The 18,586-nt window shown below is 66.9% G+C and carries 9 protein-coding genes and 1 pseudogene; 2 read left to right on the forward strand and 8 right to left on the reverse strand.

Annotation, left to right across the window (positions count from 1 at the left end):
- Positions 1 to 382: 382 nt before the first annotated feature.
- Together IE195_RS04365 and IE195_RS04370 are read right to left on the reverse strand one after the other, a co-directional pair.
- Complete coding sequence (locus IE195_RS04365) at positions 383 to 637, reverse strand: hypothetical protein (RefSeq protein WP_191268101.1); 255 nt, start codon at positions 635 to 637, stop codon at positions 383 to 385.
- A gap of 363 nt (positions 638 to 1,000) precedes the next feature.
- Complete coding sequence (locus IE195_RS04370) at positions 1,001 to 2,605, reverse strand: ABC-F family ATP-binding cassette domain-containing protein (protein ID WP_191268102.1); 1,605 nt, start codon at positions 2,603 to 2,605, stop codon at positions 1,001 to 1,003.
- Positions 2,606 to 2,791: 186 nt separating this feature from the next.
- On the opposite strand from IE195_RS04370, the gene IE195_RS04375 reads away from it, so the two are divergent.
- Positions 2,792 to 3,430, forward strand: coding sequence for a TetR/AcrR family transcriptional regulator (locus IE195_RS04375; protein ID WP_191268103.1), 639 nt, complete (start codon positions 2,792 to 2,794; stop codon positions 3,428 to 3,430).
- Positions 3,431 to 3,536: 106 nt separating this feature from the next.
- Here IE195_RS04375 and IE195_RS04380 read toward each other — a convergent pair whose 3' ends face one another.
- Positions 3,537 to 4,430, reverse strand: a complete 894-nt coding sequence (locus IE195_RS04380; RefSeq protein WP_308428392.1) for an AfsR/SARP family transcriptional regulator — start codon at positions 4,428 to 4,430, stop codon at positions 3,537 to 3,539.
- A 533-nt stretch (positions 4,431 to 4,963) separates the two neighbouring features.
- On the opposite strand from IE195_RS04380, the pseudogene IE195_RS04385 reads away from it, so the two are divergent.
- A pseudogene (locus IE195_RS04385) lies at positions 4,964 to 5,352 on the forward strand (transposase); the annotation flags it as partial.
- Positions 5,353 to 5,466: 114 nt separating this feature from the next.
- Here the strand turns inward: IE195_RS04385 and IE195_RS04390 are convergent.
- The 5 genes from IE195_RS04390 to IE195_RS04420 form a co-directional block, all read right to left on the reverse strand.
- A complete protein-coding gene (locus IE195_RS04390) occupies positions 5,467 to 5,718 on the reverse strand; it encodes a hypothetical protein (protein WP_191268105.1) in 252 nt (83 codons plus the stop codon).
- A 924-nt stretch (positions 5,719 to 6,642) separates the two neighbouring features.
- Positions 6,643 to 7,740, reverse strand: coding sequence for an RHS repeat-associated core domain-containing protein (locus IE195_RS04395; RefSeq protein WP_191268106.1), 1,098 nt, complete (start codon positions 7,738 to 7,740; stop codon positions 6,643 to 6,645).
- A gap of 66 nt (positions 7,741 to 7,806) precedes the next feature.
- The gene (locus IE195_RS04400) at positions 7,807 to 8,064 is read right to left on the reverse strand and encodes a MafI family immunity protein (RefSeq protein WP_191268107.1); all 258 of its coding nucleotides are present in this window, start codon (positions 8,062 to 8,064) and stop codon (positions 7,807 to 7,809) included.
- A gap of 20 nt (positions 8,065 to 8,084) precedes the next feature.
- Complete coding sequence (locus tag IE195_RS26435; protein WP_192733298.1) at positions 8,085 to 15,008, reverse strand: RHS repeat-associated core domain-containing protein; 6,924 nt, start codon at positions 15,006 to 15,008, stop codon at positions 8,085 to 8,087.
- A gap of 5 nt (positions 15,009 to 15,013) precedes the next feature.
- Positions 15,014 to 18,586 (reverse strand): LamG-like jellyroll fold domain-containing protein, encoded by a 3,573-nt coding sequence (locus IE195_RS04420; RefSeq protein WP_191268108.1) that lies wholly within the window; start codon positions 18,584 to 18,586, stop codon positions 15,014 to 15,016.

Consider the following 18,586-nt stretch of genomic DNA (forward strand, 5'->3'; position numbering starts at 1 on the left):
TTCTCCCTGTTCAACCCGCTGCATGGCGAGGAAGACCCGAACGATTACCACGGTCGCGGTGTGGCGGTACCAGGACGGGTCTGGTGGCGTGGCGGATGCTGGCGGGTACACCGGCGGTGGCTCGGCGGCGTCCCACCCCCGGGGCAGGCACAGGCGCCGGGCATAGGGGGTGTGAAGCCCAGGTACAGGTCACGATGGCCTGGCGGTTTCCGACCTGTCCGGTCAGGCCACGGTTCTGGCGGGCGGTGCCGACCGGGCGGTTCCCCTTCCCGATGATCCGGGTGTCGTTGACGACCAGAACCGCGTCCGGTGAGTGAGGTGGTCGCGGGTGTGGGCGGCGGGTGCGTCGCGACCCCGCCGACCAGGTGTTCCGTGGCCAGGCTCAGTGGTACCCGGCGGGTTGTCGGGAGTTCTTGCGGTCCACGTCTGCGAGCAGGCCACGGACGTGGTCGGTGAAGGCGGCGCGTGGCGCACCACGGGCGAAAAGGTGGTGGGTGAGGTCCCCGATGAAGGTTCCGAGGTGTCGGTCCCAGGTCTGGATGTCTTCGGGGCGCCAGCGGGGCCCATGCTCCTGTCCGGGCGCTTCGCCGCGTCGTCGAACGCCATGGGTCTCGACGAACTCGTACTCGTCCGTCACGGACGTTCCTTGGCGCAGTACGCCGCTGCTTTTCGGGAACTCGATCTCGCCGTCCTGTCCGCGGTCGATCCGCACGAGCCCCCGAGGCGGGCGCGCTCGCTCATACCGAGCCCGGTGTCGTTCGAGGGGTCATCTTCCCGGTGGTCCTTCACCCACAGGAGCAGTACCTCGGATTGGATTCCGGTGCCTTCTGCAACTCCTTTGCCCCGGAGACCACTGAGGCCCTCATCGGTGCTCCGGACGCAGGGGTGGCTCTCCGTCCGGAGGCGGGTGCGGCAGCATCGCCACGGAATCATCGAAGGCGCCGGAGCCGGTCGCACGGGGCTCGCCCGCACGACCTACCCCGGCGCTGGGTTCGACGTGTCAATCAGTCGGCTCGTCGGCCTCGAAGGGCATCCGTCCGGGCTCGATCCGCCACCACCTGGTGATCCCGATCTCCCTCAGGAAGGCGTAGTCGTGGCTCGCCACGAGCAGGGCGCCCTTGTAGGCCGACAGCGCCTCGGTCAACTGGCGCACGCTGTCCAGGTCGAGGTTGTTCGTCGGCTCGTCCAGCACGAGGAGCCGAGGAGGCGGATCAGCCAGGAGGAGCCGAGCCAACGACACCCGGAATCGCTCACCGCCGGAGAGAACCGACGCCGGCTGGTCGACTCGGTCGCCCCGGATGAGGAAACGCGCCAGGTTCGCCCGGACGTCGTGCGGGGTCGCGGTCGGTGCGGCCGCCCGGACGTTGTCCAGCACACTGAGCCGGTCGTCGAGAATGTCCAGCCGCTGGGGCAGGTAGCCGACCCTGTCGGTGACGTGCTCGACCGTGAGCTCACGGTGGTCGGAGTCGCCCGTGATGGCGCGTAGGAGCGTGGTCTTACCCGCACCGTTCGCCCCCGTCATGGCGATGCGCTCGGGCCCGCGCACGTACAGTCGCCCGTCGGAACCCTCCAGTTCCAGTACGTCCTGCCCCGCCGCCACCCGCGTATCGGGAAGCGAGATCCTGATGCGGTCGTCGTCGCGCACCTCGCACTCCGCGTCGGTCAGCGAGCGCTTGGCCTCGTCGAGCTTGCCCGCCTGCATGATCCGGTGCTTGCCCGCGGCGACCTGGGCGTCGCGCTTGCGCTGCTTCATCACGACCTTGGGCTCACGCTTATTGGCGTACATCTTGTTGCCGTAGCGCACGCGCCGGTCGAGTTTGATTCGCGCTTCCTTCAGCTGCTGCTTCTCCTTGCGCACGTCGGCCTCGGCCACGCGGACCATTCGCTGCGCGGCCTCCTGTTCAGCCTCCAGCTGCGTGATGTAGTCGGTGTAGTTACCGCCCCAGATGGAGACGCCCCCCTGGCGCAGCTCGGCGATCTGGTCCATCCTCTCCAGCAGTTCCCGGTCGTGACTCACGACCACGAGGACACCGGGCCAGGATTCGACGGCTTCGTACAGTCGCGTGCGCGCGTCGCGGTCGAGATTGTTCGTGGGCTCGTCAAGCAGGGTGACCCCGGGCTTGGACAGGGCCAGCCCGGCCAGAGCGATCAGGACCGCCTCACCACCGGACAGACAACCGACAGTACGGTCCAGCGGCTCCGCGCCTTCCAGGGCGATACCGAAGCGCTCCAGTTTGGCCAGTGCCTGTTCTTCGATGTCCCAGTCATCACCGACCAGGGAGAAGTTTGCCTCGGAAGCGTCTCCGCCCTCGATGGCCCGAAGCGCGTCCCGCTTCCGTGCGATACCGAGCAGCTCGGCGACCGTCTGATCCGTATCCAGGGTGAGCTCCTGGTCGAGATAGCCGAGCGCGCCCTCCACCGCGATGTGGCCCGAGACCGGCGACAGCTGGCCGGTGATCAGCTTGAAAAGAGTGGACTTACCCGAGCCGTTGAGACCGATCAGCCCGGTACGGCCCTGGTCGAACGCTACGTCGAGGCCGTCGAAGACGACCGTGCCGTCAGGCCACTCGAAGAACAGATCAGTGCAGACGATGGCTTTGGACATGGAACCTTCCAAGACTGGATGGACGGCGAGCGCTGGCTCGAACTGTCGGCGGTCTCGACCAGGAGGCCCATGGAGAATCACACCCTTCGCGCGGAGATCTCAAAGGTTCCAAATCTGCTTCAGGCGGCCTTCGCCACCGTAGGAGCATGACATGCCGAACTCCGCTACTGCAACTATAGTCGCATTATGGCTTCCACCAACGACCGGAGCACAGCTTCCGCATCCCAGGACAGGACGGTGCGGCCCGGAGGCCGGACCGCGCGCAACACAGAGGCGGTACTCGAGGCGACCCTCACCGAACTAGGAACACGCGGCTACGCCGGACTCACGGTCGAGCGGATCGCAACCCGGTCGGGTGTGCACAAGAGCACGATCTACCGACGTTGGGGCGGCGTCGACGGCCTTCTCAGCACCGCGCTCGCCCGTAGCGGAACGGGCTCGTGGCGGCCGCCCCAGACAGGGGCTCTGCACACTGACCTCCTCGCCCTCCTGCATCGGGTGACCGAGAACTTCACGTCGGAGCGGGAAGGCCCCGTCGCCACCGCGGCGATCGCCGCGGCGTTCGAGTCCGCGCGGGCCGCCTCCGCACTGCACGACTTCTTCGTCGACCAACACGGGCGGTCGGCCGTGGTGGTCGAGGCGGCGATCGCACGGGGCGAGGTTCCCGCCGGGACGGACGGACGCGAGGTCGTGCGGTCGGCCGTCGCACCGATCTACTACCGCCTGTTCGTCAGCCGAGAACCGGTCACCGACGCGGACGTCGAGCTCGCCGCGCGCGTCGCCACCGAGGCCTCCATCGCCGGGCTCTTCTGCCCGGTCGACTGACCTGGCCCCGGACACGGCGTGACAGCGGGCCCCGGCTGGATCACCCGAGGGGATCGGCTCGGTGCGAGCGGCGGGGGCGATGCCACGTCTTCGGTCGGGCGCGGCCTCACATGGCGGACCGCTCCACGGGCCCGCCCGGACGCGGTCGCGGCATCATGTCCAGCGAGGGGTCAGCGGTCAGCATCGCCTGATGGAGCTTGCGCATCTGGGGTGACAGTTCCAGCCCGAATTTCTCGACGGAACGGGCCCGTAAAGTCTGATAGACCTGCAGAGCCTGGGACTGGCGCCCCGAGCGGCACAGGGCGATGATGCACTGCGCATGCAGTCCCTCGTGGAAGGGATAACGGGCGATCAGGGCGATGAGTTCGGCCAGGATTTCCGTGTGTCGACCCAAGCGGAGGTCGCATTCAATTCCCTGTTCAAGGGCGTTCAGTCGGCTTTCCTCAAGCCACTTGGACTCGATTTCCAGAAATGGCCCGGCAGGGACGTCGACCAACATCGAACCACGCCACAGATCCAGGGCCTCCCGGAAGATTCGGGACGCCGTCTCGTCGTCACCGCCCTCAACGGAGCGCCTCGCGGCCGCTATCAGTTGCTGGTACAACTCAACGTCGACGCAGCCGTCCGGAACTCGCAACCGGTAACCGCCGTACTGTTTGATCAGGATGCTCTTTGGGTCAACAGGCGACTCGGGGCCGAGAGCGGCGCCGATGCGGCGCCGGAGCTGGAGTATGTAGGTCTGCAGCGTGGCCAGCGCACTACGCGGAGGGGCGGACCTCCACAACTCCTCGATGAGCATGGGCACAGGGATCACTTGATCCGGGTACAGCGCGAGCAGCGACAGCACCTTCCGTGGCTTGCCAGCGGTGGGGACGACCGTTCTTCCATTGATATCCACTTCGAGCGGGCCTAGGACCCTGACTCTCATCGCGTTCTCCCAGTGAAAACAGTCATCCCCCGTTCGAAACGCTGTGACTTGCCCCGGCTGACAGCAGCGCATCGCGAATCCCCCCTATAGTTCACATAAGCAACACCAGCAGCATGGTACAGACAAGGGGGCACAGCAAGTGTGATAGAGCAACATAATCTACTTAAAAGACAACCTTATAAAGGAGAACCGTCAGTGACCTTTGCAAACGCTCTCACGCGTGAACTCGTGGACTCGTTCTACGTCGTCATGCAGATGACCGAAACCCGGACCCAAACCTTCTCATCCGATGGCCCGCAGGTTCGAACCCTGCCGGGTGCGCCACAGAATCCCAGGTCAAACAGAGCGAGCGAGGACCTCGCGGCCCATGAAGTGAACTGGCCCGTGCGGATCGGCTCATCCCCGAACAGGCTGCCCACTACCAGCATCGGGCCAGCAGCGACCACCTGGGCGATGTCCTGAACGGCCTCGGGACCGTGACACCGAGGGAGGTCCTCTTGGAGCTCATCTCATGTGGATTCTCGGCAACCTGGCCGCGTGTCGATGGTTGAACGCCTTGTGCCGGATGAGCTGTGGGAACTGTTCCAGCGAGTGGTGCCCGAGGCACCGATCGAACCGGACTTCCGATCTCGATGGCGATCTCGGATGCGAACCTGCACGGCAGCCAAGCTCTGCAACCGCTGGTGCGTGCGATACCGCCCATCAGATCCAGGCGGGGCCGCAGGCGACGCAAGCCGGGCAAGCTTCACGGAGACAAGGGATACGACGACACCCACCTGCGCCGATGGCTCCGTGAACGCGGGATCGTCCATCGCCTGGCCCGCAGGGGCGTGGAGTCCTCGAAGCGGTCGGGGCGCCACCGCTGGCAGGTCGAGCGGGCCATGGCCCGGCTGGCCGGATGCCGCCGCCTACACCGCCGCTACCGGCTGAGCACTTCCTCGCGTTCGCCGGCATCGCCTGCACGTTGATCTGCTTCCGCAGACTCACCAAATGAGATGAGCTCTAACCCCAGGTGGCGGTTCTCCTCTGGTCTCGAACAGGAACTGGATGTTGCCACCACGGCGGTGTTTGTGATCGCTGCACCACGCGTCTGTCCCACCGTTGGAGCTCAGTTCCACGCAGCGATCGCACGGGAAGGGTTACCGTCCAAGGCCAGGCGCTCGTTGGGGACCGCGCGGGCGTTGACGAGGAACTCGTGCAGTTCGGGGGCTTGCTGAGCCGGTGCGTCAAACAACGCCTGGATGGCTGCCGCGACGACCGAACCTCGGTCCAAGTATCCCGCAATTCGCTCCTTCAGCGCTTCTTCTCTTTGCGACACATGGGCCTTCAGGCCTTCCCCCATTGTCATCACCGTGCGCAAGACCCTGAAAGAAACCTATCTTCTCCACCGGCATCAATTCACCCTCCCGGCCTGAACATTCTCCATAGATCGGATGAAAAGCTCTTACTGGTGCTACTCGGCCCGACGAAGAGCGTGCCATGGCGTCCTGCCCACAGGGTATCCACAGGAGCCAGGACGTTGACGCCGAGCTTGTTCGAGAGGTTCTGCGCGAAAGCACCTTGAGGGATCCCGTCGAGCACCACAGCCTCACGCGAGGGACCGCCATTCACAGACGGAGGATACAACGGGCGAACCTCCGAGCCCTTCAGCGATCAACCTCGGCGAAGAATCGAGGTCAATTGCACACCCAACCACGAACTGACGCCCGAAAAGATCATTCAAGGTCGTCCAGAGAGTTTTTTATCAAGACATGTAGATCTTCACATCTCCCTGAATCAAGCATGCCTCGATACACCTCAACAGCCCTTTTCCTGAAATCCGAATTATAGACTTCGCACATCAGAACCAGGTCGACACATGAGACATTTCCTTCGCTTTCGAGGATTTCACAGTAAAGGGAAAATTATTTGATATATTCCATGCAGCGAGACCAGGAAACAGGTCCGACCATCCGCGAATCCACGTGATCATCGTGTCCCCCAGAAACCTCTGAAAGGATATCTATTACCGCGTCCCTGGAGACACCAGAGCACACACCCAGGGCCTCGGACAGGACAGAAGAAAGCGCTTCCGCAGACTGAGCCAACCTCCCTTGAGAAAGGGCCAGCCCGCCAGTAATAGCCATGTACGCAGACTCCACCTCCTCGTGTGATCTCCCAGTAACAAGCGATCGAATCACGGTCGGAAGAAGGTCAGGATTCGCAGAAAAAGTCTTCAGTTCTCCCAGTCATGACTCGCAAGTTCGCGCTCCAGTAGTTTCATTTCACCACTAGTCCCAAAGCCTCAAAACATCGGATTCATATTTGGTCCCGGGGAGAAGAACGAATCCCTCCCGAACCGGGCCTCACAGAAGAGGCAGACTGGCTTCTGCTGCATGAACCTGCGGTTGCTCGTACTCACAGCCGGCGTGAATCGAATAGACGCACTCTCCGCACCCGCCGACTCCCCCACCTCAGGGGCCTCGCGCTCAGTGGTTCCATCCACCCGGATCTCAACCAGGGTCTTGAACCCCTCACCGTCGATGGTCGCCGCGACCGTACGCGCACCCTGCTCACCGGTCTCAGGATCGGTGGCCAACACCGCATCGCCGACCTCAACAGCCTCGATCGCCTTGGTCGACCCGTCGGCCATCACCACACCGGTGCCGGGCACGAAACTGTTACACGAACTGCGCCCCGCGCTGGTGGGAGCCGACGAGGTCGGCGCCGGCTTGGGCGCACTCGCCGCCGGCGCGGGCCGCGGCGGCTTCGGCGGCGGAGGCGGCTGCGGCGTGCGCGGCTTGACCGCCGACGAACGCGCCGCATTGGTCACCCCCGAACGGGTCCCGCTGGAGCCGGCACTACCCACCCAGGAGGACACACGGCTACCCACCGCACCCGCGATACGGCCACCGATCGCACCGCCGGCCGCGCCCAGCGCACCACCGACCACCGTCGAGGTCGCAGCCCCGGTGAAGGACCAGTCATCGCGCGGGGTGTCCATCCCGTACTGCACCAGGCCGCTGGCCGCGCCGCCCAACGCGGCACAGCCCACCGCGCCCGCACCGCCGGTCAGGGCCGTGCAGCCCACACCGACCGCGACACCCACACCCACGGAAGCGATGGTGCTCTTGTTCTCACTGACCCAGTTCTTGGTCGAGTTGTAGCCGGACTTGACGGCGTTACCGACCTTGCTGGCCCCGGACGAGATCGCACTGCCGATCTTGTCCAGGAACTCGCCCGTGGGGTCGGAGTAGGTCATCGGGCTGTTGTTGGCGTAGGCGTAACCGTTCATCTGCAACGGGTCCGACGGGTCCACGACGGGATCCGCCGAGATGAACCGCCCCAGCGCCGCGTCGTACTCGCGCGCGCCCACCAGCGTCAGCCCCGTGGAGGCGTCCAATGCTCAATCAAGACTCATCTGCTTCCTTGCAGAATCGTCACGAACGCTCTGAGCAGTGCAGATTTTCTACTGAACAACCAGAGTTCCGATCTTCTCCACAAGCCTCTCAGATCCCATCTCCTTTGACATAATCACAAGCCTTCTATAGTAGGGCGAGCTCACGGGGAGACCATCCTCGTATATCCATGAGCACATTGTGTCAAAGGCAAGGGAATATTCACCGGCAACTAAGAAGTCTTCCACATCCTCGACTATGCCAGAATCAGCCAGGGGCGACTCCAGCAACAGGCGCTCGATTTCACTTCGATACCACACCGAATCCATGATCGAAACACCTCCCCATGCTACCGAAATGGAAACGCAGTAATGATTCTGTCATAGGCTGGCTCGTAGATCGTGCGGATATTGACTCCGTCCACAACCCCTTCAATCTTCCACCGAGATGGATGATCATTCCTTGTGAACAATGCACCACGCCTTCCGGTTTGCTGAGTCCAAACGCTAGCTGGATTCGTAGCCACATCTGCCACGCTGTTCAAGATCTTTTCAGTACCCCAATGGGAGGGGAATACGCTTTTACCTGGCTGCCCAGGCCACTTGTGCCCACCGCCGGTCCGGTCGCCACGGACGATATGGAACTGAGCCTGGCCATCAATAAGGTCACGGCCAGCGTTCCCAGAGCAATTCGTGTTATGGGCGAGCACCGAAGTGGTACCTGCCACCACATGGTAGGTGTGCACCCCCTCCACTGTCAGGTTGTGCACCTGCGCGGGTTGCGTGTCCACCTCGACCGCGGAGATCTGCACCCACGTACCGGACGAGGTCTGCAACCACATCCCCGGCGCCAGATCGATGGCGTCCACCCAGGCGTCCAGCTCCGGAACCCAGAACGGATGTTCATCGGTCGCCGTCACCACATCCCCGGCCACCACCGGACCCGGAACCTCCGACGCACTCTCCGCACCCGCCGACTCCCCCTCCGGCGGAGCCTCACGCTCAGTGGTTCCATCCACCCGGATCTCAACCAGGGTCTTGAACCCCTCACCGTCGATGGTCGCCGCGACCGTACGCGCGCTCTGCTCACCGGTCCCGGGGTCGGTGGCCAACACCGCATCGCCGACCTCAACAGCCTCGATCGCCTTCGTGGAACCGTCGGCCATCACCACACCGGTGCCGGGCACGAAACTGTTACACCCCGAGCGGCCAGCGTTGGCGGGAGCCGCCGTGCTCGGCGCCGGCCTGGGCGCACTCGCCGCCGGCGCGGGCCGCGGCGGCTTCGGCGGCGGAGGCGGCTGCGGCGTGCGCGGCTTGACCGCCGCCGAGCGAGCGGCGTTGGTCACCCCCGACCGGGTCCCGCTGGAACCGGCACCACCCACCCAGGACGACACCCGGCTACCCACCGCACCCGCGATACGACCACCGATCGCACCACCAGCCGCACCCAGTGCTCCGCCGACCACGGTGGAGGTCGCAGCTCCGGTGAAGGACCAGTCGTCGCGCGGGGTGTCCATTCCGTACTGCACCAGGCCGCTGGCCGCACCGCCCAACGCGGCACAGCCCACCGCGCCCAGGCCGAAGCTCAGGGCGGTGCAGCCCACACCGACTCCGATGCCCACACCCACTGAGGTGATGGTGCTCTTGTTGTTGCTGACCCATTTCTTGGTCGAGTTGTAGCCGGACTTGACGGCGTTACCGACCTTGCTGGCCCCGGACGAGATCGCACTGCCGATCTTGTCCAGGAACTCGCCCGTGGGGTCGGAGTAGGTCATCGGGCTGTTGTTGGCGTAGGAGTAGCCGTTCATCTGCAACGGGTCCGACGGGTCCACGATGGGATCCGCCGAGATGAACCGCCCCAGCGCCGCGTCGTACTCGCGCGCGCCCACCAGCGTCAGCCCGGTGAAGTGGTCCACGGTCTTACCGAGGAAGCCCTTGTCGTCGGGCCAGGCCCAACTGGCGCCGCCGCGCTCCTCGCCGAAGGGTGTCAGGTAGCGGCGCACCGACTCCTCGGAGTCGGCGTTCATGGCTACCTGACCGGTGCCGTGGTGATCGGCGGCCAGCAGGTCCACCCGGTCGGGGGTGCGTACGGCCACCCTCTGCCCGGCGTGCTCGTAGTAGCGGACTCCCTCCACCTCACCGGTGAACTTGTTCGCCCTCAGCTCCATCCCCGGCAGATAGAGGATGTCCTCGAAGGGGGTGGAGTGCACCAGGCGCTCGCCGTCGGCGGAGTAGACGAAGGAGGTTTCCCCCTCGTCGGTGGAGACGGTGTCGAGGTCGCCCTCGGGCGTCCACTCCAGTTCCTGGCGCTCGCCCGCCAGCTCGCGGACCACGGTGTTGCCCGCGTCGTCGTAGTCGAAGGAGGACAGGGTGTCGCCCTGCGGGGTCTGTTCGACCACCTCGCGCACCGTGTTGGGCTGGCCCTGCCCGGAGTCCGGGTAGGTGTAGTCGCGCACGGCGTCCTCACCGGAACCGGTGGTGTCGTGCAGGGTCTCGCTGACCCGGTTGCCCGCGTCGTCGTAGTCGTAGGAGTGCCAGTAGGCGGCGGGTCCGCCCACCTCGTCGGCGGTGGGCTCGGCGGCGCACTCCCCGGAGTCCTCGTGCGGCAGGCTCCAGGCCTCGGTGAGCTGGAGGAGGGGATCGTAGCCGAAGCACTGCGTTTCGGTCTGGCCGCCCTCGGGGGCGTCGGTGACGGACAGGACGTTGCCGGCGTCGTCGTAGTCGTAACCGGTGTCCATCAGCGGAGCCTCGCCGCCCTGGCGGTCCACCCGGGTTCCGAGCAGGCGCTTGGTGCCCTTCTCGTACTCGTTGGTGATCCACGCCTTGGGACCGGAGCCCCCGGAGAGCTCCGTCTGGAGCACCTGGCCGAGCTGGTTGTACTCGGTGCGGGTGACGTAGGAGCTCTCACCGGACAGGCTGGTGGGACGGCCGATGTCGTCGTAGCCGATCGTGGTCGACTCGGCGGGCAGCCCTCCGGCGGCGGGCAGCCCCATGCCCTGGACGGTGCCGTCGATGTTGTAGCTGATGGAGAACTCGTAGTCACCCGCCAGCACCCCCTGGGACTCGGGGATCCCGTAGAGGATGTTGGTGGGCCGGTCGAGTTCGTCCTGGCCCACGATCCCGATCCGGTAGTCCCCATCGGGGGTGTGCCGGGTCTGGATGAACAGCTGTCCCTTGAGGGCGGTGTCGTACTCGTGGCTGGTGAGCTTGGTGCCCTCGTCGGGCTCGCCCTCCCAGGTCTCCACGTTCCGTCCCAGGTCGTCGTAGACGTGGGAGAGGGTCGTGCCGTTGGCGTCGGTGGTCGAGACCAGCTGGTCGAGGTCGTCGTAGACGTTGGTGGTGGTACCGGTGTCGGGGTCGTGCACGGCCGTCTGACGGCCCCGGTGGTCGTACTCGTAACTCCACTCGCTGCCGCTGGGAGTGGTCATCGAGGCGATCTCGCCGCTGGGGGTGTGGGTGTAGCTGGTCGAGACGTGGTCGCCCTCGGGGGTGTCCCCGGTGTACTGGCGCTGTTCCACCTTCTGGCCGCGGGCGTCGGTGATGACCGTGGTGGGCACGCCGCCCTCGGGGGGTGTGACGTGGACGCGGTCGCCCTCGTGGACGGCGCTGGTGCGCCACACCTCGTCCCCGGCGACCCGCTGGACCGTGGCGGTGAGCCGCTCGGCGCCGTCGTAGGTGTAGACGGTCTGGCCTTGGACGTCGCCGTTGCGGACCACGAGCAGGTCCCCGCCGGGTTCGTCCTCGGCGTAGTAGGTGTCGTTGGTCCTGGCGACCCTGCCGATGCCGTTGTGGAAGGTGTCGGAGACCAGGCGGCCGCCGTCGGGGCCGGGCACCTGGGTCTGGCGGGGTCGCAGGAAGCCGTCGTAGATCTCGTACGAGGTGTCGTAGTCACCGTCGTTGCGGATGGTGCTCGTGGAGACGGAGGCCGGCTCGTTCTCGGTGATGCTGTACCCGAACTTCATGTTCGGAGTCATGTCCCTGCCCTTGGGCCGGTCGGGCAGCCAGACGCCGGTGAGCCGCCCCAGGGGGTCGTAGGCGGTGTCGGTGCGCCGACCGTTGGCGTCGATCTCGGCGTGCACGATCCCGCGGGCGGGGTCGACGCGGTTCTCCACGGTGTGGCCGAGCGCGTTGGTCACGGTGAAGCCGGTGACCAGACCGTTGTCGTAGGAGTACTCGGTGGTCTCGTTGACCAGGCCCTCGGCGTCGGTGACCTCGGTCTCCTGGCCGTACTCGTCGTAGGCGGTCTCCTTGACCGTCGTGTAGACCGGGTCGCCGTCGTCGTCGCGGCCGTCGAACTCCTCGGTGAGGGTGATGTCGCCCCTGTCGGGTGCGTCGCCGTAGCCGCCGCCGTCGTAGTGGCGGCGCACGTCGGAGACCACGTCACCGGACCCCGCGTCCTCGGAACAGGCCACGGAGACGCTCTCCGCGCGGGAGATGTGGGTGAGGATGTGCGCGTCGGTGTTGTCCGCGTAGGTGGTGCGCGTGCACATGTCGTCGGCGTCGGTGGAGGTGTCGCCGAGGTCCTCGACCCGTTCGGAACGGCCGGTGTCGGTGTCGAAAGTGGTGGTGGTCTTCGTCTCGCGCCATTCACCGTCGGCCAGGGCGGTCAGGGCGCGCTTGACGCCGGTGTTGGTGAAGGCGGCCCTGGTGGTGCCCCAGTCCTCGTCACGTACGGCGGTGACATGGCGCCAGGGTTCGGAGATCGTCTTTTCGACGACCTCGTCGCCGTCGTAGGTGATCTCCTCCAGCTGGTGGCCGGCGAGTTCGTCGTGATCGGTGTGCTCGGTACCGGTGGAGTCGGCGACCTCCGCGGAGACGGTGCCGCCACCGGGGTCCTTTCCTCCGTGCAGACCGCGCAGGAAGGTGTAGTCGGTACGGGTGGGCATGTCCTGGCCGTCACCGGTACGCACCCGGACGGTCTCGTAGCCGCGCCACTGGCCCCAGGTCTGGTACTCCTCGTCGGTGATCCCGTCGGGGTCGGCGTGGCGCCAGCCCGCGTCGCCGACGTACTCGTACCGGGTGACCTGGTCCGGTGAGCCGCCAGTGCGGTCGGACTCGATGATCTCTTCAACCACGTACTTGTGGAACCAGTCGGTGACGGGGTCCTCCGCACCGGGCGGGTTCCACTTGACCGGGTAGCAGCGTCCGGTCTGCTCCCCCTCCTCCGGCAGGTCGTCGGGGTCGCAGTCGCCGCCGGAGTAGTTGACGTCGATCTGCCCACCGGTCTCGGTGTAGACGGTGGAGAGGCGGAACCGCACCAGGGGCTGGATGTTGTCGCCGGGGTCGTCGACACGGTTGGGCAGTTGGATGCCGTCCAGCTGCACCGGCGGCAGGCTCTCGGTCTCGTCGCCGTCATGTCCGGTGCGGGTGATCTCCGACAGCCACAGCGTGCGTGAACCGTCACCGTTGTCGGTGAACAGGTGGTCCAGCTTCCAGGAGTCCACCGTCTGGTAGCCGTCGCCGGTGTCGTACTGGGTGCGGACCTCCTCCAAGCGCTTGCGGGTCCAGAACGAGGGTGCGGTCTGGGAGAAGGAGCATTCGTCGCCCGCGTCGCAGGCCCGGTCGTGGGGGACGTCCGGCCAGTGCTTGGCCGTGTCCTCGTCCAGGTCGTCCGCGTCGCAGTCGAAGTCGTCGTCGGGCAGGCAGCGCTCGGCGGTGTCGAAGACCACGCGTGCTGGGGCGTCCCCGTCGTAGACCTCGCCCTCGCGCTGGCCGTAGTCGACGCGCTTGAGGTAGCCGCCCCGGGTGTAGGCGGTGCCCTCGGTGTCGGTGTCGGCGTCCAGGGCGTAGTGGTTGGTCTCCTTGCCGTAGAAGTAGGTCATCACGTTGCCGCGCGAGTCCTCGACGTAGTCGAGGTTCCAGCGCCAGCCCTGCTGACACCAGGAGTCGGAGAAGGAGTCGTCGTGGCAGGGCTCGCCGTCGTCGTCGCCGAAGACGGGCACGGTCCAGGTCGAGTCGGTGGTCTCGTCACCGCTCTCCCAGCCGGGCAGGCGGTGGCGGCCGAAGTGGTAGCGGGTGCCGTCAGTGGTGGTGACCCGCCAGTACTCACCGTCGTCGTCGCCGTTCTCGGCACCGGTGAGGTGTTCGATCTTGGAGCCGTCGTCGGACTCCAGCCGCCACTCGCCGGTGTCGTCGTCCTTGACCAGTCGGCCGGAGGCGCCGTTGAGCATCAGGGTGGCGTTGTCGGTGCCCCAGCACTGGTCGCCCTTGTACTCGTGGCCGTCGTCGGCGCAGGCCTTGTAGGAGCGCTCGATGTAGCCGGGCTCGTAGGAGAAGCCCTCGCCGATCCACGAGCCCTGGTTGTTGGTGGCGCTGGTGCGCCCGTCCACGGTCTGCGAGGAGTAGTCCAGCGCCAGCTGCGGCATGAGGCTGGAGGGCACCGGTACCGGGTCCAGGGGGTAGGACCAGGAGAAGACACCGGAGGAGGGGGACACGCTCCACTCGGAGGAGGGCTCCAGGGGGGTCGCCGAGTAGTCGCCCCCGGAACCGGACTCGGAGGCAGCCAGGGCGAAGACCCCGGTGGACGAACCGGTCGGCTCGGTGGGTGCGGCGGCACCGGTCGCCGAGGGTGCGCGGGCCTCGTCCGCGGGGGCCGGTGCGCCCTGTTCCGGGTCGAACCGGGCGGCCACGGTACCGGAGGTGCCCGTCACCGGCTCGCTCCGCACCGGGGTGCGGCACTCCGGAACCTCCGGGGTGGAGGTGAAGCAGTCGGGCAGCCGGGTGAGCGTCAACCGGTCGCCGTAGGAGCCGCCGTAGGCGTCGGCGAAGTCGGAGGGGTCCACGTGCACCTCGACCTCTTCGTCGGCCTCGATCCGCAGCAGGAGCCCGTCGACACCGGCCTCGGCAGCCGCCTCGCGGCCGAGGACCTCCGCCTGGGCGCTGCCGCCCCCGTCAGCGACCGCCTGGACGGGCAGGCCGCCCACCGACACCATGGCCTCGGGGTCGACCGCTTCGGAGACGGTGAGGGTCTCCCGGGCAGCTGCGGGCCAGGAAGCCTCGGGGTCGCCTTCGGCGGCCTCGGCCAGCTCCTCGCCCCGCTCGCGGGGCTCCACCTCTCCGGTGCTGCCGGCGACCGGGTCGGGTATCTCCTGGGTCTCGGGAACCGAGTCGTCGCGCAGCCAGTCCGGCAGGGCCGGAAGGGTTTCGATCAGGGTTGCGGTCACCGCTACGGCCATGAGGGCGGATCCGGCGGCCAGGAGCGCGGGACGGGGCCGGAACCGGCCGGTACGGGCCTGTTCACCGTTCTGGGCGGGGGCGTCGGATGTGGAGGGCATACCGGTTACAGCTCCGGGTTCTCGGTGGTCCGGTTGAGCGCGGAGATCAGGACGCCGTCGGCGGCTCCGGAGTAGACGCGGACGTCGTCCACGGCACCGGAGTAGTGCTGGTGCCAGTCGCCGCCGTCCTTGGCGCGACCGACGTTCAGCATCGGCCACGGGGAGTACTCGTCCTCGTCCAGGGCCTCCGGGGAGGGCCACAGGGGGAGGAAGGTCCGGGTGGAGGCGTGCGTGCCGTTGACGTAGAAGCGAACCTCTTGGGCGAAGACGTCGAAGACCAACGACAGGTGGTCACCGCGCATCTCGGAGCTCGGAGAGACGTTGTCCGCCTCCAGCACGGTGGTGTCGGCGTCGGCCTCGTCCGTGTTGGACAGGACCGCCTCCCAGCGTTGGCTGTCAGCGTTGTAGCGGATGTCGACGAGGGAGTTGTAGGCGTTCTGGGAGAGCACCGTCATCGTCTCCGTGGGCTCGGCCGCCGCCAGGCGGGTCCGAAGGCTGAGCGTGAAACTGCCCTTCAAGGGCTCGTCCACGAGGGCACCCGCGAAGTCGCCGTCACCGTCGAGTTCCAGGTGCCCCTGACCCACCAGGGCGCTGTCGCCTTGCCAGGGGTCGGCGGTGTGGATGCTCGCGTCGCCTTCCAGGAACATCGGGCTCAGGCCCTCGGCATCCGGGCTGGTGCCGTCCTCGGCGGCTTCGTTGAAGGGCCAGTAACCCTGCCGGTCCACCGGCAGCATGCGGAGCCGGTCGAACTCGTAGCCGTGCACGAGCCGGTCGAAGACGCGCACGTCGGCCAGGGCGCCGTTCAGGTGGCGGTCGTAACCGCTGCGGGTGACCGCACGTCCGATCTGCACATCGCCCGGTGCATGCCAGACCGTGTCCCGCTCAACGGTCCCCTCCAGGGCACCGTTGACGTAGAGGCGGGCCGTGTTCGCGTGGCCGTCGTGAGTCATCGCCACGTGGGCCCACTCCCCCTCCACGACCCCGCCGTCGGCGGATACCCCCCACTCCGTGAGGGCGTACATGTCCGAGTCGGGGAAGGCCAGGCGCCAGGCCTGGTCGGAGGCGTCGTAACCGAGGGTGAATCCGGGCTCTCCGGTGCCGTCCTGGGAGAGGACGACCTGGTCCCTGTCCAGGTCGTCCAGGCGGACCCAGGCGGCAGCCGAGAACAGGCCGGTGGTGTCGACCAGATGCGCGGCGGGGGTGAGGTAGTCCTCTTCCGAACCCTCGAGTACGACCGCGGAACTCGCATCGCCTCCGGGGCCTTCCCCTCCGAAGGCGACCCCGTCTCCAGCAAGGGCGGTGTGACCCGCATCCGAGGTGTCAGCGGCCCCGTCGGACCCGGCGTCGTCGGCCATGGACCACTGCCCCACCGCGGGCCTACCCCCGTCGACGAGGAAGAGGTGGCTGGCGCGGGAACTGGTCTTGCCCGCCTGGTCCACAGCCTCGACATAGAGGCTGTGCGGGCCCTCGAACCACGGGCTCGTGGTGAGGACCGCCGTGCCGTCGCTGTCGGGGGTCAGCGTGTTCTCGGCGGAGGGGTCCTCGTTGATGCCGTAGCGGTACTCGACGACGTCGTCGGAGTGCGAGTCGATGGTGAAGTCCCCGTAGACGCCCACGCCGTCGTGCCAGTCATTGTCGGCCGGGAAGTCGGTCGAGGAGATCTCCGGCGCCTCCGGCGCGGTGGAGTCGTAGACGAACTGGCACCGGGTCTGGGAACCCGCCCAGCTCCAAGGACCCCAGGCGTGTCCGTCGGAGGCCCGCACGGTCCAGGCGATGGTCGTGTTCTCGGGAATGTCGTCGGGGACCTGGTAGTGGAAGAAGGAACCTGCCGCCTTCTCCGACGTGGTGTAGGTGTGTTCCTGGTCCGCACCGTCCTCATCGGTCCAGAACACCCGGAACTGGGCCTTGAGCTTCTCCCCGGCGTCGGTGAACTCCTCGGCGTCGGACAGGTACGCCGACACCCGCGGCGGCTCGTCCACGTAGGGGCGCTCGGCGCCGTAGACGCAGGCCCCGCCCGGAGACATCCCCATCCAGGCCTGGTCCGGTGTGTCGGGAACCGTGTTGTAGCGCACTTCCAGGTGGGCGTTGTCGCAGAAGCGCTTCCACTGGGTGTAGGTGGACTCATCTCCCGTGCGCAGCCCGAAGGAGGTGGTCGACCAGCCGTTGGATGCGGCGCTGTCCACGGCGTCGGAAACGTCGAAACGTACGTTCTGGTTGGTCCGGGTGCAGGAACTGGTGGGGTTGGAGGGGCTCTTGGTGTCCTGGTGCTGGACCCACGAGGGCTGGTTGTTCCAATTCGTGGAGCTGTTGAAACCACCGGTGCGGTAGGCCTTCACCGGGTGGGAGCCGGAGTCGTAGGTGTGGCGCAGCGTGACCGCCAGTTCGGCCGACAGGATCTGCTTGTCGGCGTAGGCACCGGTGGGGATGCGGTACAGGAGTCGTTTGACCCCTGAGCTGTTGCAGTAGTAGGGGTCCCCGGCCAGTTGCGGGCATCGGCCCACGCCCTCGTTGTCCTCTCCGGAGAACTTCCAGAAAGAAGTCGTGGAGTAGCCGGAGGAGACCATCGTCCAGGCCGAACGCGTGGAGGTCTTCCACACCGGGTCGATGTAGAGCGGGTAGGAGGTCTCCGCGTCGGCGGCCATCTCCTGGTCGGGGCGCAGCACCAGGTCCTCGCCTTCGAGGTCGACACCGACGGGTGCGATACGTGAGGACTCCGAGGGCCCCTGCGCCAACCGATCGCCCTCGGTGTCCGCGCTCCCGGGCGGTTCCTCGGCGGGCTCGCTCCGGGGCGTGATCGCCTCCTCCCCGTCCCCGGTGCCGCCGGAGTCCCACATGAGGGGCTCGGCGGCCTCGAACACGGCACCGCCGACACCGCTGTCGACGGCTGAGAGGCCGTCACCGTCCTCGGTCAGCTCGACTCCGTCCGCGGTGGTCCCCAAACGCAGCTCGGACAGTTCCTCGCTGGTGGCGGCCTCGGGGGTGTGGACCACGAGCACATGGGAGAAGCCGTCCACATCGGCGCGCACCACCAGGTCGACGTCCTCGGCCACCGAGGGGTAGCGGGCCTCGTCCCCCTCCAGTTCGGGTTCGGGGAGGGGGGTGGGCCACTCCAGGGCCATCTCCTTGCCTGCGCGGTTGAGTACGGCCAGCGGGCCGTCCCCGCCCGGGGAGAGGGTGAGTCCGACGGTGACGGCCTCGGGTGCGATGGTCCCGTCGTCGTGGCGGACCAGGGTGGCGTCCGGCTCGACCCACGCATCGCCCTTCAGGACCCGGACGGGATCGGCGTACTCCTTGGCGGTGAAGCTGCCGTCCGGTTCGGCGTGGACGGTGCGCCGCTCCTCGCGCAGACCGGTGACCTCGACGGGTTCGTCGAGTTCGGCGGCGAGTTCAACGGCTCCCGCCTCGGTGGGCGCGGTGGGGTCCTCCTCGGCCGAAGCGGTGTCCTCGGGGTTACCGGCCACGGGCAGCGCCACGGTCAGGGCCGTGACGAGGACGGTGACCGCCAGGGCGGCCGCGACGCGGTGGGCGGGTCCGGGAGTTCGTGGGCGCGACGATTCGGGGGCGCCGTGTGAGGGCAC

The sequence above is a fragment of the Nocardiopsis terrae genome (assembly GCF_014651695.1).
Lineage (GTDB): Bacteria > Actinomycetota > Actinomycetes > Streptosporangiales > Streptosporangiaceae > Nocardiopsis > Nocardiopsis terrae.

Excerpts from the sequence above, each read along its gene's own strand:
- IE195_RS04370 (WP_191268102.1), bottom strand. The coding sequence starts at position 2,605 with ATGTCCAAAGCCATCGTCTGCACTGATCTGTTCTTCGAGTGGCCTGAC.
- IE195_RS04375 (WP_191268103.1), top strand. The coding sequence starts at position 2,792 with ATGGCTTCCACCAACGACCGGAGCACAGCTTCCGCATCCCAGGACAGG.
- IE195_RS04380 (WP_308428392.1), bottom strand. The coding sequence starts at position 4,430 with ATGCGCTGCTGTCAGCCGGGGCAAGTCACAGCGTTTCGAACGGGGGAT.
- IE195_RS04400 (WP_191268107.1), bottom strand. The coding sequence starts at position 8,064 with ATGGATTCGGTGTGGTATCGAAGTGAAATCGAGCGCCTGTTGCTGGAG.
- IE195_RS26435 (WP_192733298.1), bottom strand. The coding sequence starts at position 15,008 with ATGCCCTCCACATCCGACGCCCCCGCCCAGAACGGTGAACAGGCCCGT.